20 protein-coding genes are annotated in these 20,212 nt (G+C 72.7%); 6 read left to right on the plus strand and 14 right to left on the minus strand.

Annotated elements, in window-relative coordinates; all coding sequences use genetic code 11:
* Positions 1 to 23: 23 nt before the first annotated feature.
* The 12 genes from ABZX30_RS03285 to ABZX30_RS03340 form a co-directional block, all read right to left on the minus strand.
* Entirely contained in the window at positions 24 to 1,127 is a 1,104-nt protein-coding gene (locus tag ABZX30_RS03285; protein ID WP_355928167.1) for an aliphatic sulfonate ABC transporter substrate-binding protein, read from the minus strand.
* 223 nt (positions 1,128 to 1,350) lie between these two features.
* On the minus strand, positions 1,351 to 2,685 hold the full coding sequence (locus tag ABZX30_RS03290) for a GTP-binding protein (RefSeq protein ID WP_355928169.1): 1,335 nt from the start codon (positions 2,683 to 2,685) through the stop codon (positions 1,351 to 1,353).
* 2 nt (positions 2,686 to 2,687) lie between these two features.
* The gene (gene cysD, locus ABZX30_RS03295) at positions 2,688 to 3,632 is read right to left on the minus strand and encodes a sulfate adenylyltransferase subunit CysD (protein WP_355928172.1); all 945 of its coding nucleotides are present in this window, start codon (positions 3,630 to 3,632) and stop codon (positions 2,688 to 2,690) included.
* Positions 3,629 to 4,165: an adenylyl-sulfate kinase gene (gene cysC / locus ABZX30_RS03300; RefSeq protein ID WP_355928175.1), complete on the minus strand. Its 537-nt coding sequence runs from the start codon at positions 4,163 to 4,165 to the stop codon at positions 3,629 to 3,631. The genes cysD and cysC overlap by 4 nt, the downstream gene beginning before the upstream one ends.
* A gap of 59 nt (positions 4,166 to 4,224) precedes the next feature.
* Positions 4,225 to 4,935 (minus strand): phosphoadenylyl-sulfate reductase, encoded by a 711-nt coding sequence (locus ABZX30_RS03305; RefSeq protein ID WP_355928176.1) that lies wholly within the window; start codon positions 4,933 to 4,935, stop codon positions 4,225 to 4,227.
* Complete coding sequence (locus tag ABZX30_RS03310) at positions 4,932 to 5,114, minus strand: hypothetical protein (protein ID WP_355928179.1); 183 nt, start codon at positions 5,112 to 5,114, stop codon at positions 4,932 to 4,934. The genes ABZX30_RS03305 and ABZX30_RS03310 overlap by 4 nt, the downstream gene beginning before the upstream one ends.
* Positions 5,111 to 6,811 carry a nitrite/sulfite reductase gene (locus ABZX30_RS03315; RefSeq protein WP_355928181.1) on the minus strand — a complete coding sequence of 567 codons (1,701 nt, stop codon included), beginning with the start codon at positions 6,809 to 6,811 and terminating at the stop codon, positions 5,111 to 5,113. Before ABZX30_RS03315 ends, ABZX30_RS03310 begins: the two co-directional genes overlap by 4 nt.
* A gap of 126 nt (positions 6,812 to 6,937) precedes the next feature.
* Positions 6,938 to 7,021 (minus strand): putative leader peptide, encoded by an 84-nt coding sequence (locus ABZX30_RS03320; RefSeq protein WP_309486338.1) that lies wholly within the window; start codon positions 7,019 to 7,021, stop codon positions 6,938 to 6,940.
* 143 nt (positions 7,022 to 7,164) lie between these two features.
* Complete coding sequence (locus tag ABZX30_RS03325; protein WP_355928184.1) at positions 7,165 to 7,728, minus strand: GNAT family N-acetyltransferase; 564 nt, start codon at positions 7,726 to 7,728, stop codon at positions 7,165 to 7,167.
* A gap of 17 nt (positions 7,729 to 7,745) precedes the next feature.
* Positions 7,746 to 9,095 (minus strand): hypothetical protein, encoded by a 1,350-nt coding sequence (locus tag ABZX30_RS03330; RefSeq protein ID WP_355928186.1) that lies wholly within the window; start codon positions 9,093 to 9,095, stop codon positions 7,746 to 7,748.
* Between the two features lie 185 nt (positions 9,096 to 9,280).
* Entirely contained in the window at positions 9,281 to 10,567 is a 1,287-nt protein-coding gene (locus tag ABZX30_RS03335) for a GAF domain-containing protein (RefSeq protein WP_355928189.1), read from the minus strand.
* Between the two features lie 423 nt (positions 10,568 to 10,990).
* Positions 10,991 to 12,643 (minus strand): acyl-CoA dehydrogenase family protein, encoded by a 1,653-nt coding sequence (locus ABZX30_RS03340; RefSeq protein WP_355928192.1) that lies wholly within the window; start codon positions 12,641 to 12,643, stop codon positions 10,991 to 10,993.
* A gap of 95 nt (positions 12,644 to 12,738) precedes the next feature.
* Here ABZX30_RS03340 and ABZX30_RS03345 point away from each other — a divergent pair, with 95 nt between their 5' ends.
* Both ABZX30_RS03345 and ABZX30_RS03350 read left to right on the plus strand, forming a co-directional pair.
* Entirely contained in the window at positions 12,739 to 13,896 is a 1,158-nt protein-coding gene (locus tag ABZX30_RS03345) for a YihY/virulence factor BrkB family protein (protein WP_355928194.1), read from the plus strand.
* Entirely contained in the window at positions 13,893 to 14,630 is a 738-nt protein-coding gene (locus ABZX30_RS03350) for a helix-turn-helix domain-containing protein (RefSeq protein WP_355928195.1), read from the plus strand. Before ABZX30_RS03345 ends, ABZX30_RS03350 begins: the two co-directional genes overlap by 4 nt.
* Here the strand turns inward: ABZX30_RS03350 and ABZX30_RS03355 are convergent.
* Positions 14,613 to 15,014 carry a VOC family protein gene (locus ABZX30_RS03355; RefSeq protein WP_355928197.1) on the minus strand — a complete coding sequence of 134 codons (402 nt, stop codon included), beginning with the start codon at positions 15,012 to 15,014 and terminating at the stop codon, positions 14,613 to 14,615. The genes ABZX30_RS03350 and ABZX30_RS03355 overlap by 18 nt on opposite strands.
* Before the next feature lie 197 nt (positions 15,015 to 15,211).
* Here ABZX30_RS03355 and ABZX30_RS03360 point away from each other — a divergent pair, with 197 nt between their 5' ends.
* From ABZX30_RS03360 to ABZX30_RS03370, 3 genes are all read left to right on the plus strand, one after another.
* A complete protein-coding gene (locus ABZX30_RS03360) occupies positions 15,212 to 15,862 on the plus strand; it encodes a ThuA domain-containing protein (protein WP_355928200.1) in 651 nt (216 codons plus the stop codon).
* 180 nt (positions 15,863 to 16,042) lie between these two features.
* Complete coding sequence (locus ABZX30_RS03365; protein WP_355928203.1) at positions 16,043 to 16,906, plus strand: isocitrate lyase/PEP mutase family protein; 864 nt, start codon at positions 16,043 to 16,045, stop codon at positions 16,904 to 16,906.
* Positions 16,903 to 17,157 carry a hypothetical protein gene (locus ABZX30_RS03370; RefSeq protein WP_355928206.1) on the plus strand — a complete coding sequence of 85 codons (255 nt, stop codon included), beginning with the start codon at positions 16,903 to 16,905 and terminating at the stop codon, positions 17,155 to 17,157. The genes ABZX30_RS03365 and ABZX30_RS03370 overlap by 4 nt, the downstream gene beginning before the upstream one ends.
* A 73-nt stretch (positions 17,158 to 17,230) precedes the next feature.
* On the opposite strand, the gene ABZX30_RS03375 is transcribed toward ABZX30_RS03370, so the two are convergent.
* Positions 17,231 to 18,277, minus strand: coding sequence for a substrate-binding domain-containing protein (locus ABZX30_RS03375; protein ID WP_355928282.1), 1,047 nt, complete (start codon positions 18,275 to 18,277; stop codon positions 17,231 to 17,233).
* Between the two features lie 350 nt (positions 18,278 to 18,627).
* On the opposite strand from ABZX30_RS03375, the gene ABZX30_RS03380 reads away from it, so the two are divergent.
* On the plus strand, positions 18,628 to 20,193 hold the full coding sequence (locus ABZX30_RS03380; RefSeq protein WP_355928208.1) for a carboxylesterase family protein: 1,566 nt from the start codon (positions 18,628 to 18,630) through the stop codon (positions 20,191 to 20,193).
* Positions 20,194 to 20,212 lie beyond the last annotated feature (19 nt).

The following is a 20,212-nucleotide window of genomic DNA, read 5'->3' on the forward strand; positions in this document are numbered from 1 at the left end:
TGGGGACTCATCGGGGACTTGCGTCAGTCGGTGCCGAGACCGGCGGCGTCGACGGTGCTCGCGCCCTCGGCTTCGAGGACCTTGTTGAGCAGGGTGAGGTGGTAGATGCCCTTGAGGTCCGGCTTGTCCAGCAGGCCGGCCCTGACCGCGTGCTCCGCCTCGGTGTTCAGGGTGGACGCCAGCGGGTCGTCGGTGAACCGGATCGACTTCCAGGCCGGGTCCAGGACCTCGGCCGGCAGCGCCTTGCCGGAGTCGGCCGCCAGCTGCTTGTTCGCCGCCTTCTTCGCCGCGTCCGGGTTGGCGTTGATCCACTTGTTCGTCTCGACGGAGGCCTTCAGCACGGCCTCGACGGCCTTCGGGTGTGCCGTGAGGAACTTCTGCGACACGACGATGTTCGTGATCACGAACTTCTTCTCCGGCCACAGCGCCGACTCGTCGAGCAGTACCTTGCCGCCCTCCGCGACCAGCTTCGACGCGGTCGGCTCCGGCACCCACGCGCCGTCGACCGAGCCGGACCTGTAGGCGTCCGGGGTGATCTTGTTGTCCGTGCGGACGACCGTGACGTCACCCTTGCCGGTCTGCGGGTCGATCGTCCAGCCCTGGTCCGCGGCCCAGTTGAGGAACGCCACGTCCTGCGTGTTGCCGAGCTGGGGCGTGGCGATCCGCTTGCCCCTGACGTCCGCGACGGACTTGATCTTCTTCGGGTCGACGACCAGCTTGACGCCGCCGGAGGCCGAACCGCCGATGATCCTCAGGTTCTTGCCGTCCGACTTGGCGTAGCCGTTGATCGCCGGGGACGGGCCGATCCAGCCGATGTCGATGGAGCCGGAGTTGAGCGCCTCGATCTCGGACGGGCCGGCGTTGAAGGTGGCGTACGAGGCCTTGGTCGCCCCGAGCTCCTTCTGGAAGATGCCCTGCTCACGGCCGACCAGCGCGGTCGCGTGGGTCAGGTTCCCGAAGTACCCGATCTTCACGGAGTCGAGGCCGTCGGTCTTCTCCGCCCCGGCGGCGACCTCGGCGGTGTCGGTGTCCTTGGCCTCGGAGCCGTACCCGCAGGCGGCGAGGGCCAGCAGAGGCAGCACGGCTGCCACCGCGAGGCTGCGGCGGAGGGCGGTCGGTGCAGGCACGGGAGGTGTTCCTCTCGGAGGCCCGGCGGTCACGGTCTCTCAGGTCGTGGCCGGGAGTTCGGCGGGCTTGCGTCTACGGCGGTGCGGGGTGCGGGCGCGCGGGGCAGTGCGCGGACGTCAGCGCGCACATCGCGTCACTCCGCCCTGTCCGCTGCCGATGGCACCGCTGCCGACGCGGCCGCCCTCCTTCGCGAACGTGGAGTAGTAGTCGGTGCAGGTCATGTCAGAAGTCCCACCCGTCGTCCCCGTCCTCGTCCTTGACGGGCTCCGGGGAAGCGAACGACTCGCCGACCATGCCCGCGGTGAGCGTGGTGCCGTCGCTGGGGTCGATCAGGATGAAGGAGCCGGTGCGGCGCGAGTCGGCGTAGGAGTCGACCGGCAGCGGCTCGGCGGTGCGGATCTTCACCCGGCCGATGTCATTGGCGGCGAGGTGTCCCGGGTGCGGGTGCAGGGACAGGTCGGAGAGCGTGAGACGGGACGGGATGTCCTTGACGATCGCCTTGACCGTACGGGTGCCGTGCTTGAGCAGCACCCGGTGGCCGACGGTCAGCGGGGCGTCGGCGACGTGGCAGACCGTGGCCTCGATGTCCTGGGTGGTCGCCGGGGCGTCCTTGGTCGGCACGAGCAGGTCGCCGCGCGAGATGTCGATGTCGTCCTCCAGGAGGATCGTCACCGACTGGGTGGTCCAGGCGACGTCGACCGGTTCGCCGAGCAGGTCGATGCCGGAGATCCTGGACGTACGGCCGGACGGGAGCACCGTCACCGCCTCGCCGACCCGGAACGAACCGGCGGCGATCTGGCCCGCGTAGCCCCGGTAGTCGGGGTGCTCGGCCGTCTGCGGCCGGATCACGTACTGCACGGGCAGGCGCGCGTGGCAGTGGCTCAGGTCGTGGCTGACCGGGACCGTCTCCAGGTGCTCCAGCACGGTCGGGCCGCCGTACCAGTCCATGTTCGCGGACGGCTCCACCACGTTGTCGCCGGTGAGCGCCGAGATCGGGATCGCGGTGACCTCCGGGACGCCCAGTTCGGTCGCGTACGCCGTGAACTCCTCGGCGATCGCGGCGAACACGGACTCCTGGAAGTCGACGAGGTCCATCTTGTTGACGGCGAGGACCACGTGCGGGACGCGCAGGAGGGCGGCGATCGCCGCGTGCCGGCGAGTCTGCTCGACGACGCCGTTGCGGGCGTCGACCAGGATGACCGTGAGTTCGGCGGTGGAGGCGCCGGTGACCATGTTGCGGGTGTACTGCACATGGCCGGGGGTGTCGGCGAGGATGAACCGGCGGCGCGGGGTGGCGAAGTAGCGGTAGGCCACGTCGATGGTGATGCCCTGTTCGCGCTCGGCGCGCAGCCCGTCGGTGAGGAGGGCGAGGTCGGGTGCGTCCTTGCCGCGGTTCCGTGAGGCGTGCTCCACGGCTTCCAACTGGTCGGCGAGGACCGACTTGGAGTCGTGCAGCAGCCGGCCGACGAGGGTGGACTTGCCGTCGTCGACGGAGCCCGCGGTGGCGAACCGCAGCAGGGTGGTGGCCGAGAGTGCCTCGGTCGTCGTCGTGCTCATGCTTAGAAGTACCCCTCGCGCTTGCGGTCTTCCATCGCGGCCTCGGAGAGCTTGTCGTCGGCGCGGGTGGCGCCGCGCTCGGTCAGCCGGGACGCGGCGATCTCGGCGATCACCTGCTCCAGCGTCACGGCGTCCGAATCCACCGCGCCCGTGCAGGACATGTCCCCGACGGTGCGGTAGCGGACCAGCCGCTTCTCGACGGTCTCGCCGTCCTTCGGGCCGCCCCACTCACCGGCCGTCAGCCACATGCCGGCCCGCTGGAAGACCTCCCGCTCGTGCGCGAAGTAGATCTGCGGCAGCTCGATGCCCTCGCGGGCGATGTACTGCCAGACGTCCAGTTCGGTCCAGTTGCTGAGCGGGAAGACGCGGACGTGCTCGCCGGGCGCGTGGCGGCCGTTGTACAGGTTCCACAGCTCGGGGCGCTGCCGGCGGGGGTCCCACTGGGAGAACTCGTCGCGCAGGGAGAACACCCGCTCCTTGGCGCGGGCCTTCTCCTCGTCCCGGCGTCCGCCGCCGAAGACGGCGTCGAACCGCTCGCCCTGGATCTTCTCCGTCAGCGGGACGGTCTGCAGCGGGTTGCGGGTGCCGTCGGGACGCTCCTTGAGCACGCCGCGGTCGATGTAGTCCTGCACCGAGGCCACGTGGAGGCGCAGTCCGTGCCGCTCGACGGTCCGGTCGCGGTACTCCAGCACCTCGGGGAAGTTGTGTCCGGTGTCCACGTGCAGCAGCGAGAACGGCACCGGCGCGGGCGCGAACGCCTTCAGCGCCAGGTGCAGCATGACGATGGAGTCCTTGCCGCCGGAGAACAGGATCACCGGCTTCTCGAACTCGCCCGCCACCTCGCGGAAGATGTGCACCGCCTCGGACTCCAGCGCGTCCAGGTGGCTGAGGGCGTACGGGCTGTCCGTGCCCTCGTCGCCCTCCTTGACCCTGGTGACGGTCGTCATGCCAGTCCCCTTTCGCTCAGCAGGGCGTACACGGAGGCCGCGGACTCCGGCACGCTCTGGTGCTGCGACTCGATGCGCAGGTCGGGCGACTCGGGCTCCTCGTACGGGTCGTCGACGCCCGTGAGTCCCGTCAGCTCGCCCGCTGCCTGCTTGGCGTACAGCCCCTTCACATCGCGTACCGAGCACACCTCGACCGGGGTCGCCACGTGCACCTCCAGGTACGCCGTGCCGTTCTCCTGGTGCCGCTTGCGTACCGCGTCCCGGCTGTCCGCGTACGGCGCGATGACCGGGACCAGGGCCGTGACGCCGTTGCGGGCCAGCAGTTCGGCGACGAAGCCGATCCGCTGCACGTTGGTGTGCCGGTCCTCGCGGCTGAAGCCGAGGCCCGCCGAGATGAACTCGCGGATCTCGTCGCCGTCGAGCACCTCGACGAGGTGGCCCTCCTCGCGCAGCCGGCCGGCCAGCTCGTGGGCGATGGTGGTCTTGCCGGCGCTCGGCAGACCCGTGAGCCAGACGGTGGCTCCGGTCGTCACGTGGGTCTCCTTGTTCGTCGGAGAGTTCGTCGGAGAGTTCGCGGAATTCGCGGTCATGGTCAGCCGTGCAGTCCGCACTCGGTCTTGGCGCGGCCCGCCCAGCGGCCCGCGCGGGCGTCCTCGCCCGCCAGGACCCGGCGGGTGCAGGGGGCGCAGCCGACGGAGGCGTAGCCGTCCATCAGCAGCGGGTTGGTCAGCACGCCGTGCTCGGCGACGTAGGCGTCCACGTCGTCCTGGGTCCAGCGGGCGATCGGGGAGATCTTCACCTTCCCGCGCTTGTCGTCCCAGCCGACGACCGGGGTGTTCGCCCGGGTCGGGGACTCGTCGCGGCGCAGGCCCGTCGCCCAGGCCCGGTAGCCCTCGAGGCCCTCCTCCAGGGGCTGGACCTTGCGGAGCCTGCAGCACAGGTCGGGGTCGCGGTCGTGCAGCCTGGGGCCGTACTGGGCGTCCTGTTCGGCGACCGTCTGCTTCGGGGTGAGGGTGATGACGTTGACGTCCATCACGGCCTCGACCGCGTCGCGGGTGCCGATGGTCTCGGGGAAGTGGTAGCCGGTGTCGAGGAACACGACGTCCACGCCCTTCAGGACGCGGGACGCCAGGTGGGCGACCACCGCGTCCTCCATGGAGGAGGTGACGCAGAAGCCCTTGCCGAAGGTGTCCACCGCCCACTGGAGGATCTCCAGGGCGGAGGCGTCCTCCAGGTCACGGCCCGCCTGCTCGGCGAGCGCCTTCAGCTCCTCGGCGGTACGTTCTTCCTGAGCGGTCGTCATATCCGATCGTCCCCTCCGTTGTCGGCTCGCTGCAGTCCCCGGGCCAGCAGCCCGAGGAACTTCAGCTGGAATGCGCGGTTGCACGCCGCGCATTCCCAGGCTCCGTGGCCCTGGTCCCCGGGACGCAGGTCCTCGTCGCCGCAGTAGGGGCAGTAGAAGGGGGCCGCCCGCTCGCTCATGACAGTGCCTCCTCGCCGGCCCGGGCCGCCCAGACGGCGAACCGCTCGCCGTCCTCGCGCTCGGCCTGGAAACGCTTGAGGACGCGCTCGACGTAGTCGGGGAGCTCCTCCGCGGTGACCTTCAGCCCGCGCACCTTGCGGCCGAAGCCGGCCTCCAGGCCCAGCGCGCCGCCGAGGTGCACCTGGTAGCCCTCGACCTGGTTGCCGTCATCGTCCAGGACCAGCTGCCCCTTGAGACCGATGTCCGCCACCTGGATACGCGCGCAGGCGTTGGGGCAGCCGTTGAGGTTGATGGTGATCGGCTCGTCGAAGTCCGGCATCCGGCGCTCGAGTTCGTCGATCAGCTGCGAGCCGCGCTGCTTGGTCTCCACGATGGCGAGCTTGCAGAACTCGATACCGGTGCAGGCCATCGTGCCGCGCCGGAACGTGGACGGCCTGGCGGTGAGGTCCAGCGCCTCCAGGGCCTCGACCAGCGAGTCGACCCGCGTCTCCTCGACATCGAGGATGATCATCTTCTGCTCGACGGTGGTGCGGACCCGGCCCGAGCCATGGGCCTCCGCGAGATCGGCGATCTTCGTGAGCGTGCCGCCGTCGACGCGTCCCACGCGCGGCGCGAAGCCGACGTAGAAGCGGCCGTCCTTCTGCCGGTGCACGCCGATGTGGTCGCGCCACTGCTGGACGGGCTGCTCGGGAGCGGGCCCGTCGATCAGCTTGCGCCCGCCCAGGTACTCGTCCTCCAGCACCTGCCGGAACTTCTCCGCGCCCCAGTCGGCGACGAGGAACTTCAGGCGGGCCCGATTGCGCAGCCGGCGGTAGCCGTAGTCACGGAAGATCGAGATGACGCCCTCGTAGACGTCCGGGACCTCCTCGACGGGCACCCAGGCGCCCAGCCGCACACCGAGCTTGGGGTTGGTGGACAGACCGCCGCCGACCCACACGTCGAAGCCGGGGCCGTGCTCGGGGTGGCGCACGCCGACGAACGCGACGTCGTTGATCTCGTGCACCACGTCCAGCAGCGGCGACCCGGAGATGGCCGTCTTGAACTTGCGGGGGAGGTTCGAGTACGCCTTGTTGTTCAGGACCCGGCGCTTCATCTCCTCCAGCGCGGGGGTGCCGTCGATGATCTCGTCCTCGGCGATGCCCGCCACCGGGGAGCCGATCATCACACGCGGGGTGTCGCCGCAGGCGGTGACCGTCGACAGGCCCACGCCCTCCAGGCGGTCCCAGATGGTGGGCACGTCCTCGATGCGGATCCAGTGGTACTGGACGTTCTGCCGGTCGGTGATGTCCGCGGTGCCGCGCGCGAACTCCTGCGAGATCTCGCCGATCACCCGCAGTTGCCGGGTGGTCAACGCGCCGCCGTCGATGCGGACGCGCAGCATGAAGTACTCGTCGTCCAGCTCCTCTGGCTCCAGGATCGCGGTCTTGCCGCCGTCGATCCCGGGCTTGCGCTGGGTGTAGAGCCCCCACCAGCGCATACGTCCGCGCAGGTCGCTGGGGTCGATCGAGTCGAAACCGCGCTTGGAGTAGATCGTCTCAATGCGTGTCCGCACATTGAGACCGTCGTCGTCCTTCTTGACCTGTTCGTTTCCGTTGAGCGGGGTGAAGTGACCCGCGGCCCACTGACCCTCACCGCGGTGACGACTCACCTTGCGGCGGGGCGCGGAGGCGGCAGGGTTCTGCGGGGTGGCGGCCATGGTGTGATGTCCTTCGGGAACAGGCGAATGCGGCTCTGACCTGCGCGTACGGGCGCAATAGGGCATACGTGCGCATCGTTGCGCAGGGGGAGGGAAAAGTCGGGACTGTCGGCGTCGCCGGTGCGGTCAGCTCGCCGGACAGATGGCGCTGGACATGCGGCCGAGGTCGACGTGCCGCCGACTCACCAAGGCGATTCCAGTTCCAGACATGACGGAAGCGTGTCATGGGGATCTCCGGCCAGTCCACCGTAATCCGCATGCTGGACACGCTTGTCCCGAATGGTGGACACTGTGATCTGTGTCATGTGCGCGGCGTCACGGGCACCGCGCCGGGTGCGGCAGGCTGCCGGCCGCTACGCCCCCGGCCAGGGTCCCGGCGCCGGCACCTCCCGCTCCTCCTCCACCTTGGTGTCGAAGAGCCGGAAGCCCCGCCGCAGGTAGTTGTCCATGGCGAACTCGCCGTCCTTGCTGCAGGTGTGCAGCCACACCCGCTTCGTCGGCGCCCGCCCGGGCCACCGGTCGGCGAGGTCCCACGCCCGGGCCGTGCCGTGGGTCAGCAGATGACCGCCGATGCGCCGGCCGCGGAAGGCGGGGATCAGCCCGAAGTACGTGATCTCCACGACTCCCTCGTCCTGCGGGTCCAGCTCCACGTACCCGGCCGGGGTGCCCCGGTCGTAGGCGACCCACGTCTCCACGCCCGGCCTGCCCAGGTACTCCCGCCACCGGTCGTAGCTCCAGGTCAGCCGGTCGGTCCAGCGGATGTCGCCGCCGACCGAGGCGTACAGGAAGCGGCTGAACTCGGGGGAGGGGACTTCGGAGCGGACGATCCGCACGTCGCCGTCGGGCACGGCGGCCGGGAGGGCGTCGTCCGGGGACGTCTGCTCGAGGGACCAGGTGGTGACCATGACGCTGCTCATGGGCGTCAGGGAATCATCTACCCCAGGGACCTGTCGATCGAGGCCAAGGGCAGGGAGAACAGCATGCGGTCCGTGACCGACCACACCGCGCCCGTCTGCTGCCAGTAGGACAGCGAGCCCGCACCCTCGGCCCAGCAGTGGTGGCTGCCGTCCGAGCCGCAGTGCGCCGCCTTCGCGCCGTCGGTGTCCTGCCGCCAGAGGGTGCCGTGGCCGTCCATGTCCCCGGGCGGATGCCCGATGTACCACGTGGACCGCGCCGAGCCGGCCGGACGGTAGGACAGCACGCCCCGGATGCCGGAAGCCCCCGTACGGTACGCCTCGACGGCGTCCACCCGGCCGAGCGGGTCCGCGGCGAGCAGGCCGCCGCGCGCGGGGTCCACGCTGAAGGCGTACCGCCACAGACGGGCGTCCCGGTCGCCGCCGGCCGGGGTCCGTTCGCTGACGACCAGACTGTCGGGTGCCGACCCCCGGTCCAGGGAGAGGCCGCCCGGGCAGGGGGTGCCGCTCTTTGCGGCGGAGCAGCGTCCGGCCGGGAAGCGGTAGGAACCGACGGCCGGCATCACATAGCCGTAGCCGCCGGCCGACCAGCCGCCGGGCACCCGGCCGACCGCCGGGCCGTCGACGGTGGTGCGCTGGATGCGGTTCATGTCGTAGACGTAGAGCGCCTCGGCCGCGCCCGCGCCGGAGGTGACGAGCAGTTTGTCCTGGTACCAGACCATGCCGGAGACGGGTGAGGCCAGCCCCCGGTAGTCGCGGCCCCCGGCGTCCGGGACGACCAGCAGCACCCAGCGGTAGACCGGGTGGCGCGGGTCGTCGGTGTCGACGAAGGCGACCCGGGCCAGGCCCCGCTCGGCGGCCGGCCCGGTCGTCGTGCTGTGCGTCCAGCCCGCGAGGATCACGCGGTGGGCGCCCCACATGCCGTCGTCGTCCGCGTCGCCGGACGTGGTCACCGAGACCGGCCGCCACAGGGTGCCCGCGGTGCCGGTGGTGTCCGCCGGGTCCCAGCAGTAGGCCGCCGTGGCCGCCGGGGTGACGGGCAGTGACTCCCGCTCCCCGGAGGAGCAGTCGGCCGCCTCGCGCAGGGTGCGGTCGGCACTCTCCAGGACCGCGCCGACGCCGACCGGGCGGCCCATGGCCGAGGCGAGCCGGTCGAGCGAGCGGGCCGGCGTCAGGTGCTCCTGGAGCCGCAGTACGCCGGTCCGGGCGGAGGAGGGCAGCGGCTTCAGGGCGCCCGGGTCGCCGGCGACGGTGGCCTGTGAGGCGCTGATCAGGGTGGCTGCCGCGGTGAGCGCGAGGGCGGTCCCGGCCAGGACCGCGCGCAGCGCCGCGCCCCGCCTGCGCCGACGGTGTCTGCCGCGTTGCTTCATGTCTCCTCCCGAGGCGGGCCAACTGCGCCTGTTGGTCATTGCGTTGACCGAGGAGCAGGTGGGGAGGCCCGTACAGGGGATGCTACGGCAGTCGGGGTGGCACGGGTCGAAGACCTCGCAAATATGCGGAAGATGCACCCTTGGATACGCTGAATATGCCACATGCGGGTGCAGTTTGCCGCTTTTCATTCCATGGGTGGCGATGTCCGGCCCGTGATCACGGCCGGCGCCGTCGAGTGGGGCAGCAGCTCCCGCGGGTCCTCGGGCAGCAGCAACTCGACCTCCGCCTCATCGCAGAAACGATACGGCCGGTGTTGCAGGAGCGCCCCCAGGTACCGCCGCACCCGCGACATCTCGGCCCGCACCGTCACCGTACGGGACGGGTCGCCGAACAGGCCCGCGGCCAGGTCCGCGGCGCTGCGGCCGGCGCGGCGCAGCGCCAGCAGGTAGAGCAACTCGGCGTGCCGGGGGCTCAGTTCCCGCGACCAGGAGCCCGCCTGGCCGAAGGCCGTCACCGTCCAGCGGCGCGGCCGGGTGAGGTCCAGCACGATCCGAACGGCGCCCGGCGGCGGCTCGTCGGCCGCGCGCACCAGCCAGCCCCCGGCCAGCGGCTCCACCGAGCACAGGCCGAGCACGGGCAGCCACCGGCGGCCCGCCGACAGCGCGGTGGGCAGCCCCACCCGCGGGGTGTACGGCAGCCCCGTCACCGCGGCCGTCCAGCCGTCCCGGTCCACCACGACCGCCCGCCCGCCGAGCCGGGCCAGCACCGGCGCCGCCTCGGCCCGCAGCCGCTCCAGCGCGATCAGGTGCAGCTCCTTCAGGCGGGCCTCGGCGAGTCCGGCCACCGACTCCACCCAGGCCAGCGTCGCGGGGTGCATCGTCTCCAGCGGCCCGCTGACGTCCACCACGCCGAGCAGCCGGCCGTCCCGGGGATCGGTGACCGGGGCACCGGCGCAGGTCCAGGAGGTGTGCGAACGGACGAAGTGCTCGCCGGCGAAGACCTGGACGGGCCGGCGCGCCACCGCCGAGGTGCCCACCCCGTTGGTGCCGACGACGTCCTCCCGCCAGTCGGCGCCCACCACAAGGCCCAGCCCGTCGGCCTTGCGCAGCACGGCCGCACTGCCCTCCCGCCACAGCACCCGCCCGTCGGCGTCGGCGACCACCATGATGTGCCGGGCGACGTCCGCGACCGACAACAGCCCCTGCCGCAGCACCGGCAGGACCTGCCCGAGCGGCGACTCCTCCCGTCTGCGCCGCACTTCCTCGGGGGACAGCAGCCCGCCCTGGGAACCGCGGTCGGGATCGACGCCACCCCGCAGCATGCGCCCCCAGGACTGCTCGATCACCGGACGGGGCGCGAGGGGCGCGCGCCGGCCCGCGAGCGCGGCCGCGCGCACCTCGCTGAGCATCCGCGCCGCCCGCGGCACGTCCATGGCGGCGAGCCGCGTCACGTCCATCGACGAGTCGGCCACGGAGTCCTCCCGGACGGGTGCGGGGACAGGTGCGGGGCACGTACGAGGTCAGGTGCGAGGTCAGGTGCGAGGTCAGGTGCGGGACGGATACGCGGTGCCGGGCGAGCAAGCGGTTGTCAAGCGGTCCGGACGGCGGTTTCCGGTCCGGCTGTCCGCTCCATGGTGCCCCCCGGAACGCCTCACGGACATACGGTCCGCGCACCGGCCACGGCACGTTGCAACCTCTTGCAACCCTGGTGAACGGACCCGCGGTGGCCGAAACTTGAGCAGCGTCGCCCAGGCGGCGCCGTGGCCTGCAACGGGCCGTGGGCGGGGGTGGTGCCGTGTCGGCGCAGCACCACCCCCGCGCCGGGGACCGCCACGACGGCTCCCGGCCGCCGGCCGCCTTCAGGACACCGGCCGCCTTCAGGACACCGGCCGCCTTCAGGACACCGGGCGGGCCCGCTCCACCACGGAGGCCAGATTCGTCCCGTACGGCAGGGTGCCGAAGGCCGAGCCCCAGTCGCCGCCCAGCCGGGAGGCGCAGAACGCGTCGGCGACCTCCGGTGGCGCGAACCGCACCAGCAGCGACCCCTGCAGGACCAGCGCCAGCCGTTCCACGAGCCGCCGGGCGCGCCCCTCCACGCCTTCCAGCTCGCCGAGCTCGGACAGCAGGTTCTTCACCGCCGCGTCCAGCCGGTGGTCGGCGCCGCGCGCCCGGCCGACCTCGATCAGCCAGGCGTCGAGTGCTTCCGGCTCGCGTTGCAGCGCCCGCACGACGTCCAGAGCCTGGACGTTGCCCGCGCCCTCCCAGACGGAGTTGAGCGGCGACTCGCGCACCAGCCGCGGCATGCCCCACTCCTCGACGTAGCCGTTGCCGCCCAGGCACTCCGCGGCCTCCACCACCAGCGGCGCGCACCGCTTGGTCACCCAGTACTTCGCGGCGGGCACCGCCAGGCGCAGCAGCGCCCGCTCCCGGTCGCTCCCGTCGTCGCAGGCGGCGGCGAGCCGCATCGCCAGCGCGGTGGCCGCCTCGGACTCCAGCGCGAGGTCCGCGAGGACGTTGCGCATCAGCGGCTTGTCGATCAGCTTGCCGCCGAAGGCCTCCCGGTGGGTGCAGTGGTGCACGGCCTGGGCCACCGCCTGCCGCATCAGCCCCGCCGAGCCCAGGACGCAGTCCAGCCGGGTCGCGGCGACCATCTCGATGATGGTCCGCACCCCGCGCCCCTCCTCGCCGACCCGGCGCGCCCAGGTCCCGTCGAACTCGACCTCGCCGGAGGCGTTCGACCGGTTGCCCAGTTTGTCCTTGAGCCGCTGGATGAGGAAGACGTTGCGGGTGCCGTCCGGCAGGACCCGGGGCACCAGGAAGCAGGTCAGGCCCCCCGCTCCCGTTGCGGAGGACGCCTGGGCGAGCACCAGGAAGCCGTCCGACATCGGCGCCGAACAGAACCACTTGTGCCCGGTCAGCGTGTACGTCCCGGCCTCGGCCAGCGGCGTCGCCGCGGTGGTGTTCGCCCGTACGTCGCTGCCGCCCTGCTTCTCGGTCATGCCCATCCCGAAGACCGCACCGGCCTTCAGGTGGGCGGGCCGCAGTTCGCGGTCGTAGATCGTGGAGGTCAGCCGGGGCTCCCACTCGGCGGCGAGCTCCGGGTCGGTGCGCAGCGCGGGCACCGCGGCGTGGGTCATGGACAGCGGGCAGCCGTTGCCCGCCTCGACCTGGGACCAGATCAGGAACCCGGCCGCCCGCCGCACGTGCCCGGCCGGGCGCACCCAGGCGGTGGTCAGCCCCGCCGAGACGCCCTTGCCCAGCAGCCGGTGCCAGGCCGGGTGGAACTCCACCTCGTCGACGCGGTGGCCGTAACGGTCGTGGGTGCGCAGCCTCGGCGGGTTCTCGTTGGCCAGCACCCCCCATTCCTGTACCTGTGCCGAGCCTGAGGTCCGGCCGAGCCCGGACAGCTCCTCGCGCACCTCGTCGACGAGGCCGGGATCGGTGTGCCGCTCGACCGCCTCGCACAGGGCCCGGTCCGCGGTGAAAAGGTCGTAGTCGACCAGCGGCGGTGGCTGGTTCGTCACGGTGTGCGTGCTGGTGCCTGCCATGTCAGCGAACCTACCCGGGGCGACGGCGGTGATGGCTTCAGACTGGCACAGGACCGCGGGATGAGCGGGGCGCGCCCGGCGGATACCTTTGGGTCGTGCAGGCAGCAAGTGAAACCCCCGAGCGGCCCGGCGGCCGGCTCCACCGGGCCAGAGCCCTCTACCGGAACGTCTCCAAGCGCAGGACCGCCTGGCTGCTGCTGAAGGACACCGTCAATTCGTGCATGGAGTACCGCATCCTCGGTCTGGCGGCCGAGGCGGCGTTCTTCACGCTGCTGTCCGTGCCGCCGCTGCTGCTGAGCCTGATCGGGCTGCTCGGCTACGTCGACGCCTGGACCGGCGCCGACACCATCCGGTCCCTGGAGACCAACCTCCTGGATGCCTCCCGGACGGTCCTGTCCGACAAGGGCGTGCGGGAGATCGCCCAGCCCATCCTGCAGGACGTGATGAAGGGCGGCCGCCCGGACGTCATCTCCATAGGCTTCGTGTTCGCCCTGTGGTCGGGCTCCCGCGCGGTGAACGTCTTCATCGACACGATCACCGTGATGTACGGCCTCGACGGCGTCCGGGGCATCGTGAAGACCCGGATCATGGCCTTCCTGCTGTTCGTCGTGGCGCTGCTGATCGGCTCGGTGGCCCTGCCGCTGATGGTGGCGGGGCCGGACGCGGTGGTGCGGATCGTGCCGTGGTCGGAGACGCTGGTGCAGATCCTGTACTGGCCGGTGGTGACCGTCCTGTCGATCGCCTTCCTCACCACGCTCTACCACGTCTCCGTACCCGTGCGCTCGCCGTGGATCGAGGACATCCCCGGCGCGCTGGTCGCCCTGGCCATGTGGGCCCTGGGCAGCTTCCTGCTGCGCATCTACCTCACCCACACCATCGAGGGCGCCACGATCTACGGCTCCCTCGCCGCCGCCGTCGCGGTCCTGCTGTGGATCGGTGTGTCCGCGTTCGCGGTGCTGGTCGGGGCCGCCGTGAACGCGGCCATCGACCGGGTCTGGCCGGCCGCCGCCACGGCCGCGGCCCGCGCCGCCCAGGAGCGGCTGCGCGAGGTCCAGGTCGCCGAGTACGTCGCCCGGGCCGCCGCGGCCCGCGAGGCAGACCCCGACGACCCCGACATGCCGTCCGAGTTCCCCGAGCGCTGGTCCCGCTTTCTGCCCCCGGAGGACGTGACGGCGCGGCTGCGCACCCATGTGAAGAGCCAGCACAACGCCCACCACAAGGCGGGCGGCGACCGGGACCGGCCGGAGAAGTGAACGTCCCGTGGGACGTCTCGTCCGCGGAGCCTGACCGCGGGTACGAGGAGCGGGCGTCCCGGCTGACCGGCGCGGTGGTGTGGCGCCGCACCCTGGAGGACCCCGCGGTGCGGCCCGTGCGGCCCGTGCTGCCCGACGGCTGCATGGACCTGCTGTGGAGCGAGGGACGCCTGCTGGTCGCGGGCCCCGACACCCGCGCGTACGTCCCCGCCGGCCCGCCCCGGCGCTGGGCGGGTGTCCGGTTCCGCCCCGGCACCGCGCCCGGCTTCCTGGGCGTACCGGCGTCCGAACTGCGCGACCGCCGCGTGGAACTGGCCGAGCTGTGGCCCGCCGCCGAGGTGCGGCGGCTCGGCGCCCGCGTCGAGGCGGCGGCGGACCCCGCGACGGCCCTGGAGGAGATCGCGCTGGAGCGGGCCGCCGGGGCGGGCCCGCCGGACCCGCTGCTCGGGCTGCTCGTCGCGGCGCTGGACGCGGGCCGCCCGGTCGCCGCCACGGCCGACGGCCTCGGCATCGGCGCGCGCCAACTGCACCGCCGTTGTCTGAGTGCCTTCGGCTACGGTCCCAAGACGTTGGCCCGGGTGCTGCGGTTGCGGCGGGCGTTGGCGTTGGCCCGTGGTGGTGTGACGTTCGCCGAGGCCGCGGCGCGGGCCGGGTACGCGGACCAGCCGCACCTGGCCCGCGACGTGCGGGAACTGGCGGGGACGACGCTCGGGGAGCTACTGGGCCGCCGGTAGCGGGGCGAACAGGTCGACGCCGTTGCCGTCCGGGTCGTGCACGGTCGCGTACCGCTGACCCCAGAAGGCGTCCCAGGGCTTGAGTTCCCCGTGGTACCCGGCGCCCACCAGGTCCTCGTACACCGCGTCCACGTCGGCGGGTGTCCCGCACCGGAAGGCGAGCGAGACGCGGCCCGGGCCGGCCGGCGGCCGCCAGGCGGGGTGGAAGGAGCGGACGGTGTCCTCGGTGTCGAGGGCCAGGATCAGCCCGCCGGGCAGCTCGGCCTCGACATGGGGCTGGTCCTCGGCGCCGTCGGGGAAGACGAGCCCGAGCCGACGGTAGAAGGCGAGGGAGGCGGCCAGGTCGGAGGCCACCACGCCGATCACTGCGCATCGTGGAGTCATGCGGCCACGGTAGGCGCGGCCCGCCGCCCGGTCTTGAACGAATCGGACGCACCCGCGCGTGCTCCCTGGCCGGCCGCCCGGTCCTCGCCCTGCCCCGCGTCCCCGATCCCCGCCGCCCGGTCCTCGCCCTGCCCCGCGTCCCCGATCCCCGCCGCCCCCAGGGGACCTGGCACCGCCCGGCGGCATAGGGTCCCGCCATGATCGCCCGACTGCTCGTGTACACGCGCACCGCCGACTACCGCCACGACTCCATCCCGGACGCCGTCGCCGCCGTACGCTCCTTCGACGGCTTCGTGGTGGACGCCACCGAGGACCCCGCCGCACTCGAACAGCCGCTCCAGCGGTACGCGGCCGTCGTCTTCCTCTCCACCAGCGGCGAGGTGCTCACCCCCGCCGGCCGGGACCGGCTCGCCGGCTACGTGGAGGCGGGCGGCGGCTTCGCCGGGGTGCACGCGGCGGCCTGCACCGAGTACGGCTGGCCGTACTACGGCGACCTGCTCGGCGCCCGCTTCGCCCGGCACCCCGCGTACCAGCCGGGGCGCGCGGTGGTCGAGGACCCCGCGCACCCGGCCACCCGGCACCTGCCCGCGAGCTGGGACTTCACCGACGAGTGGTACGACTTCGAGACCAGCCCGCGCGGTGCCGTGCGGGTCCTGCTGCGCGCCGACGAGTCGTCGTACGAGGGCGGCGGCATGGGGGCGGACCACCCGCTGGCCTGGTGCCGGGAGCAGGGAGCGGGCCGGGTCTTCTACACCGCCCTCGGTCACGCCTCGGACGCCTACGCCGACCCCGTCTTCCGGGCCCACCTCGCGGGCGGTCTGGGCTGGGCGGCGGGCCGGGCCGCCTGACGTCTCCACCGGGCCGGTGACGTTTCTGCGGTGAACCGGATGCTCCATCCGAGTGAGTAAAGGTCTTCTATGGGCAATCCCACGTGAATATCTAGAGATGCTCTTGTTTTGGTAAAGGGCTGTCGCGACGCGGCGCCACTCCCGGCGGCCGCGCCACCCACCCACAGGAGGAGCCGGACCTTGACTCACGGGAAGAAGCTGCGCGAGCGGATCGCCGGGCCGGGGGCCACCCCACTGATCGGCGTCTATGACATGTACTCGGCATCGATCGCGGCCAAGCACTACGACGGGATGTTCGTCTCGGGCTTCGGCTTCGCGGCCTCGTACTACGGGCTGCCGGACATCGGATTCATCGCCTGGCCGGACATGGTCGCGTTCGTCCAGCGGCTGCGGGGCGCGTTCCCGCACCACCACCTGCTGGTCGACATCGACGACGGCTACGTCGATCCGGAGGTCGCCTGCCACGTCGTCGGGGGACTGGAGCGGATCGGCGCCTCCGGGGTGATCCTCGAGGACCAGAAGCGGCCCCGCCGCTGCGGCCACGCCGACGGCAAGCAGGTGCTGCCGCTCGACGAGTACCTGGAGAAGCTCCAGAAGGTCCTCGCCACCCGCACGGACCTGCTCGTGGTCGCCCGCACGGACGCCACCGACGAGCACGACATCCTGCACCGGGCCGAGCGGCTGGCCGCCACCGACGCCGACGTCGTCCTGGTCGACGGGGTGCGCAGCGTGGAGTGGATCCGCAGGATCCGCGAGGTCGTCGGCGACAAGCCGCTGCTGTTCAACCAGATCGCCGGCGGCAAGTCGCCGCGCCTGTCGCTGAGCGAGCTGTCCGACCTCGGCGTGGACGTCGCGATCTACAGCACCCCGTGCCTGTTCGCCGCGCACGAGGCGATGGACTCCGCCCTGGGCGACCTGAAGGCGGCCGACGGACGGCTGCCCGAGGTGGACGCCGCGAGCGGGATCGGCGTCAAGGCCTCCACCCGTCTGCTGGAGCGGAACATCGGCCGCCACCGGCCCGCCCCCGAGGGCGTGGGCGTGTGACCCGGACCGTTCCCCGGCTGCGTGCGGCGACGGCGATCGCGGCGGCCGTCCTCGGGGCCGCCGCCGGGCCGGCCGCCGCGGGCGGGAGTGTGGTCACCGTCATCGACAACTCGCGGGCCGACTCGATCCTCGAGGTCGACCGCACCGGCAACGTCTCGACCGGCAGCGGCACCGCCGGCAGCGACCACGACGGCAGCGCCGTCGACCTGATGGAGGCGCTCACCGGCGCCCCGCACCGGGACGACGACTGACCTCGTCGCGAGGCACGGAACGGCCGGACACCCCGTGCGGGAGGTGCCCGGCCGTCTCCGTCCGCGTCCCGGCTCAGCCCCCGCCCGGCGGCGCCGTGCTCGCCCGCCGCACCAGCCGCGTCGACAGCTCGGTGCGCGTTCCCTCCGGGCGCTCGCCGTGCATCATCCGCACCAGCAGCCTGAGCGCCGTCGCCGCCACCTCCGACAGCGGCTGGCGGACCGTGGTCAGCGCCGGGGTGACCCAGCGGGCCTCGGGAAGGTCGTCGAAACCGACCACGCTCATCTCGTCCGGCACCCGCACCCCTCGCTCGGCCAGCGTCGCGTACACCCCGAGCGCCATCCGGTCCGAGCAGACGAACAGTGCCGTCGGGGGCTCGGGCAGGTCCAGCAGTTCGTGCGTGTGCAGACGCGCGGCGGCCTCGTCGTGGCCCGCGTGCCGGACGTACTCGGTGCGCTGCCGCACCCCGGCCGACGCCAGCGCGGAGCGGTAGCCGGCCACCCGGGCGCCGCTGCACATCCTGCGCCGGTGTCCGGCGATCACGGCGACGCGCTCGTGGCCCAGCCCCAGCAGGTGCTCGGTCGCGGTCACCCCGCCCTGCCAGTCCTGCGCTCCCACCGAGACCACGCCCGGCGGGGGCTCGTGCACCGGGTCGATCATCACGTACGGAATGCGGTGCTGGTCGAGCCAGGTGTACTGCGCGGGGGACAGCTCGGCCAGGTTGAACAGCACCCCGCAGGAGCCGCGCGCGGTGAGCTTGTCCCGCCAGTCCCTCGCCGCCCGTCCGCCCCGAGTCCGGCTGAGCCCGGCGGACACCACCACCTCGAGGCCCGCCTCGTGCGCCGCCTCCTCCACGCCGCGCAGCACCGCGCCCGACCGGGAGCTGTCCAGCGAGTGCACCACGAGGTCGACCAGGGCGGGCGTCCTGCCCGCGTCGAAGCGCGGTCTGCGGACGTAGCCGAGCCGGTCCAGCGCCTCGGTGACCCGGCGGCGGGTCTCCGGCGCCACGTCCTCGCGCCCGTTGACCACCTTGGACGCGGTCGGTACCGAGACCCCGGCCTCGCGCGCCACCACGGCCAGCGTCGGACCGGTCGCCGTACCCGTGCTCCCCGTACGGACCATCGTCGAACCCGCCTCCCCGGCCCGCCCGAGGGCCATCGAAAGTTGCGACCAACGCTGCTTGAGTGGCCCGGGCACCGACCGGGCAGAAAGCGCTTCCTACGATAGGTGCGTGCCAAGACGGCGGGAAGACATGGGAATCCACGGGATCGAAGCAGTCAGGACTTTCGAAACTTCGAACAGCGAGCCCGGTCGGCCGGACACGCGCCGGACCGGCCGGCCGGGCTTCGGCCCCCCGCACGCCGGACAGCTCTCGACGCGCGTTCGAGTGGCGGAATACCCGGCAGTGATGTGGTGCTGTGGGTGTTGCCGGTGCGTGAGGTGCGTGAGCACCGTGAAGGGCTGGTGGTCACATGGCAGCAGACCGGACGGACCCCGTCGTCGGAACGCCGCACGGGGCGGTGCGCGGCAGGTACGAGCACGGCATCGCCGTCTTCCGCGGCATCCCGTACGCCGCCCCGCCTTTCGGGCCGCGCCGGTTCCTCCCGCCCGAGCCGCCCGAACCCTGGGACGGGGTGCGCGACGCGGGCGCCTTCGGGCCCACGGCGCCGAAACCGCCCTACTCCGAGGCGTTCGCCCGCTACCTGTCCGACCCGGTGATCCCCGGCGACGACTGCCTGAACCTCAACGTATGGACCCCCGAGCCGAGCCCCGGCGCCCGGCTCCCCGTCCTCGTCTGGCTGCACGGCGGCGCCCTGACCAGGGGCTCCTCCGCCGTGCCGGTGTACGACGGGCGGGCCTTCGCCCGCGACGGCGTCGTCCTCGTCTCGGTCAACTACCGGCTGGGAACGGAGGGCTACGGACTGTTCCCGGACGCACCCGCCAACCCCGGCCTGCGCGACCAGCTGGCCGCCCTGCGCTGGGTGCACACCTCCATCGCGGCCTTCGGCGGCGACCCCGCACGGGTGACCCTGGCCGGGCAGTCGGCCGGCGCCATCAGCGCCGGCGCCCTGGTCGCCGCACCCCAGGCCCAGGGCCTCGTCCGGCGCGCCGTGCTGCAGAGCGGCACCCCGGAGGCCGCCGAGCGCGACAAGGTGCGGCGGATGGTGCGCCGCATGGCCGGCCGGCTGAAGATCCCCGCCACCGCCGAGGCCTTCGCCGCCGTGGACCGGGACCTGCTGTTGCGCATCCAGGCCGAGGTCGGCCGGCTCAGCAGCCCGGTGCTGGGCGGCCCGGCCTTCGGCATCGTCGTCGACGGCGACCTCGTCCCGCGCGACCCGCTGCGGGCCCTCGTCGACGGCGACGCCGCACGCGGTGTCGACCTGCTCATGGGCTGGACCCGGGACGAGTACCGGCTGTGGCTGGTGCCGGGCGGGCTGGTCGAGCACGTCGACCGGCTCGGCGCGGTGGCCCTGGCCGGCGCCATGGCCCGCTGCCACTGCGGCCACGAGGTGCCGCGCGGCTACCGCGCCCTGCACCCGGACGCCTCACCCGCCGAACTCGTCGGCCAGCTCGTCACCGACCATCTGCTGCGCGCCCCGATGCACCGCCTGGCCGACGCCCGGCCCGGGTCGTCCTACGTCTACGAGTTCGCGTGGCCCTCGAACCTCCCCCGGCTGGGCGCCTGCCACGCCCTGGAGCTCGGCTTCGTCTTCGACACCGGGGAGACGCCGGAGTCCGCCCGGCTGGCCGGCCAGGGTGCGCCGCAGGAGCTGGCCGACGCGATGCACTCGGCGTGGGTGCGGTTCGTGACCGACGGGGACCCGGGATGGGAGCCGTGGGACACCGCCCACCCCGTGCGGATCTTCGGTGACGGTGCACCGTATACCGCATACGGACCCCGCGATCCCGAGGTCGGCCTGTGGCCGGCCGTCGCCGGCGCGCCGGACCGGGCCGACGGCGCACACGCCGCCCGCAGCGCCGAACTGGCGGCCACCGTACGCAGACTGCGCCGGTCGGTCGGCGCCCGCCTGCACTGAGCCGCCCGCTGCCGCGGAG

This window comes from Streptomyces sp. NPDC004542, assembly GCF_040610035.1.
Lineage (GTDB): Bacteria > Actinomycetota > Actinomycetes > Streptomycetales > Streptomycetaceae > Streptomyces.

Bases quoted from the DNA above. Each gene is read 5' to 3' on its own strand.
- ABZX30_RS03310 (WP_355928179.1), bottom strand. From the start codon at position 5,114: ATGAGCGAGCGGGCGGCCCCCTTCTACTGCCCCTACTGCGGCGACGAG.
- ABZX30_RS03290 (WP_355928169.1), bottom strand. From the start codon at position 2,685: ATGAGCACGACGACGACCGAGGCACTCTCGGCCACCACCCTGCTGCGG.
- ABZX30_RS03340 (WP_355928192.1), bottom strand. From the start codon at position 12,643: ATGGCAGGCACCAGCACGCACACCGTGACGAACCAGCCACCGCCGCTG.
- cysD (WP_355928172.1), bottom strand. From the start codon at position 3,632: ATGACGACCGTCACCAGGGTCAAGGAGGGCGACGAGGGCACGGACAGC.
- ABZX30_RS03330 (WP_355928186.1), bottom strand. From the start codon at position 9,095: ATGAAGCAACGCGGCAGACACCGTCGGCGCAGGCGGGGCGCGGCGCTG.
- ABZX30_RS03320 (WP_309486338.1), bottom strand. From the start codon at position 7,021: ATGTCTGGAACTGGAATCGCCTTGGTGAGTCGGCGGCACGTCGACCTC.
- ABZX30_RS03305 (WP_355928176.1), bottom strand. From the start codon at position 4,935: ATGACGACCGCTCAGGAAGAACGTACCGCCGAGGAGCTGAAGGCGCTC.
- ABZX30_RS03315 (WP_355928181.1), bottom strand. From the start codon at position 6,811: ATGGCCGCCACCCCGCAGAACCCTGCCGCCTCCGCGCCCCGCCGCAAG.
- ABZX30_RS03360 (WP_355928200.1), top strand. From the start codon at position 15,212: ATGATCGCCCGACTGCTCGTGTACACGCGCACCGCCGACTACCGCCAC.
- ABZX30_RS03355 (WP_355928197.1), bottom strand. From the start codon at position 15,014: ATGACTCCACGATGCGCAGTGATCGGCGTGGTGGCCTCCGACCTGGCC.
- ABZX30_RS03375 (WP_355928282.1), bottom strand. From the start codon at position 18,277: ATGGTCCGTACGGGGAGCACGGGTACGGCGACCGGTCCGACGCTGGCC.
- ABZX30_RS03380 (WP_355928208.1), top strand. From the start codon at position 18,628: ATGGCAGCAGACCGGACGGACCCCGTCGTCGGAACGCCGCACGGGGCG.
- ABZX30_RS03325 (WP_355928184.1), bottom strand. From the start codon at position 7,728: ATGAGCAGCGTCATGGTCACCACCTGGTCCCTCGAGCAGACGTCCCCG.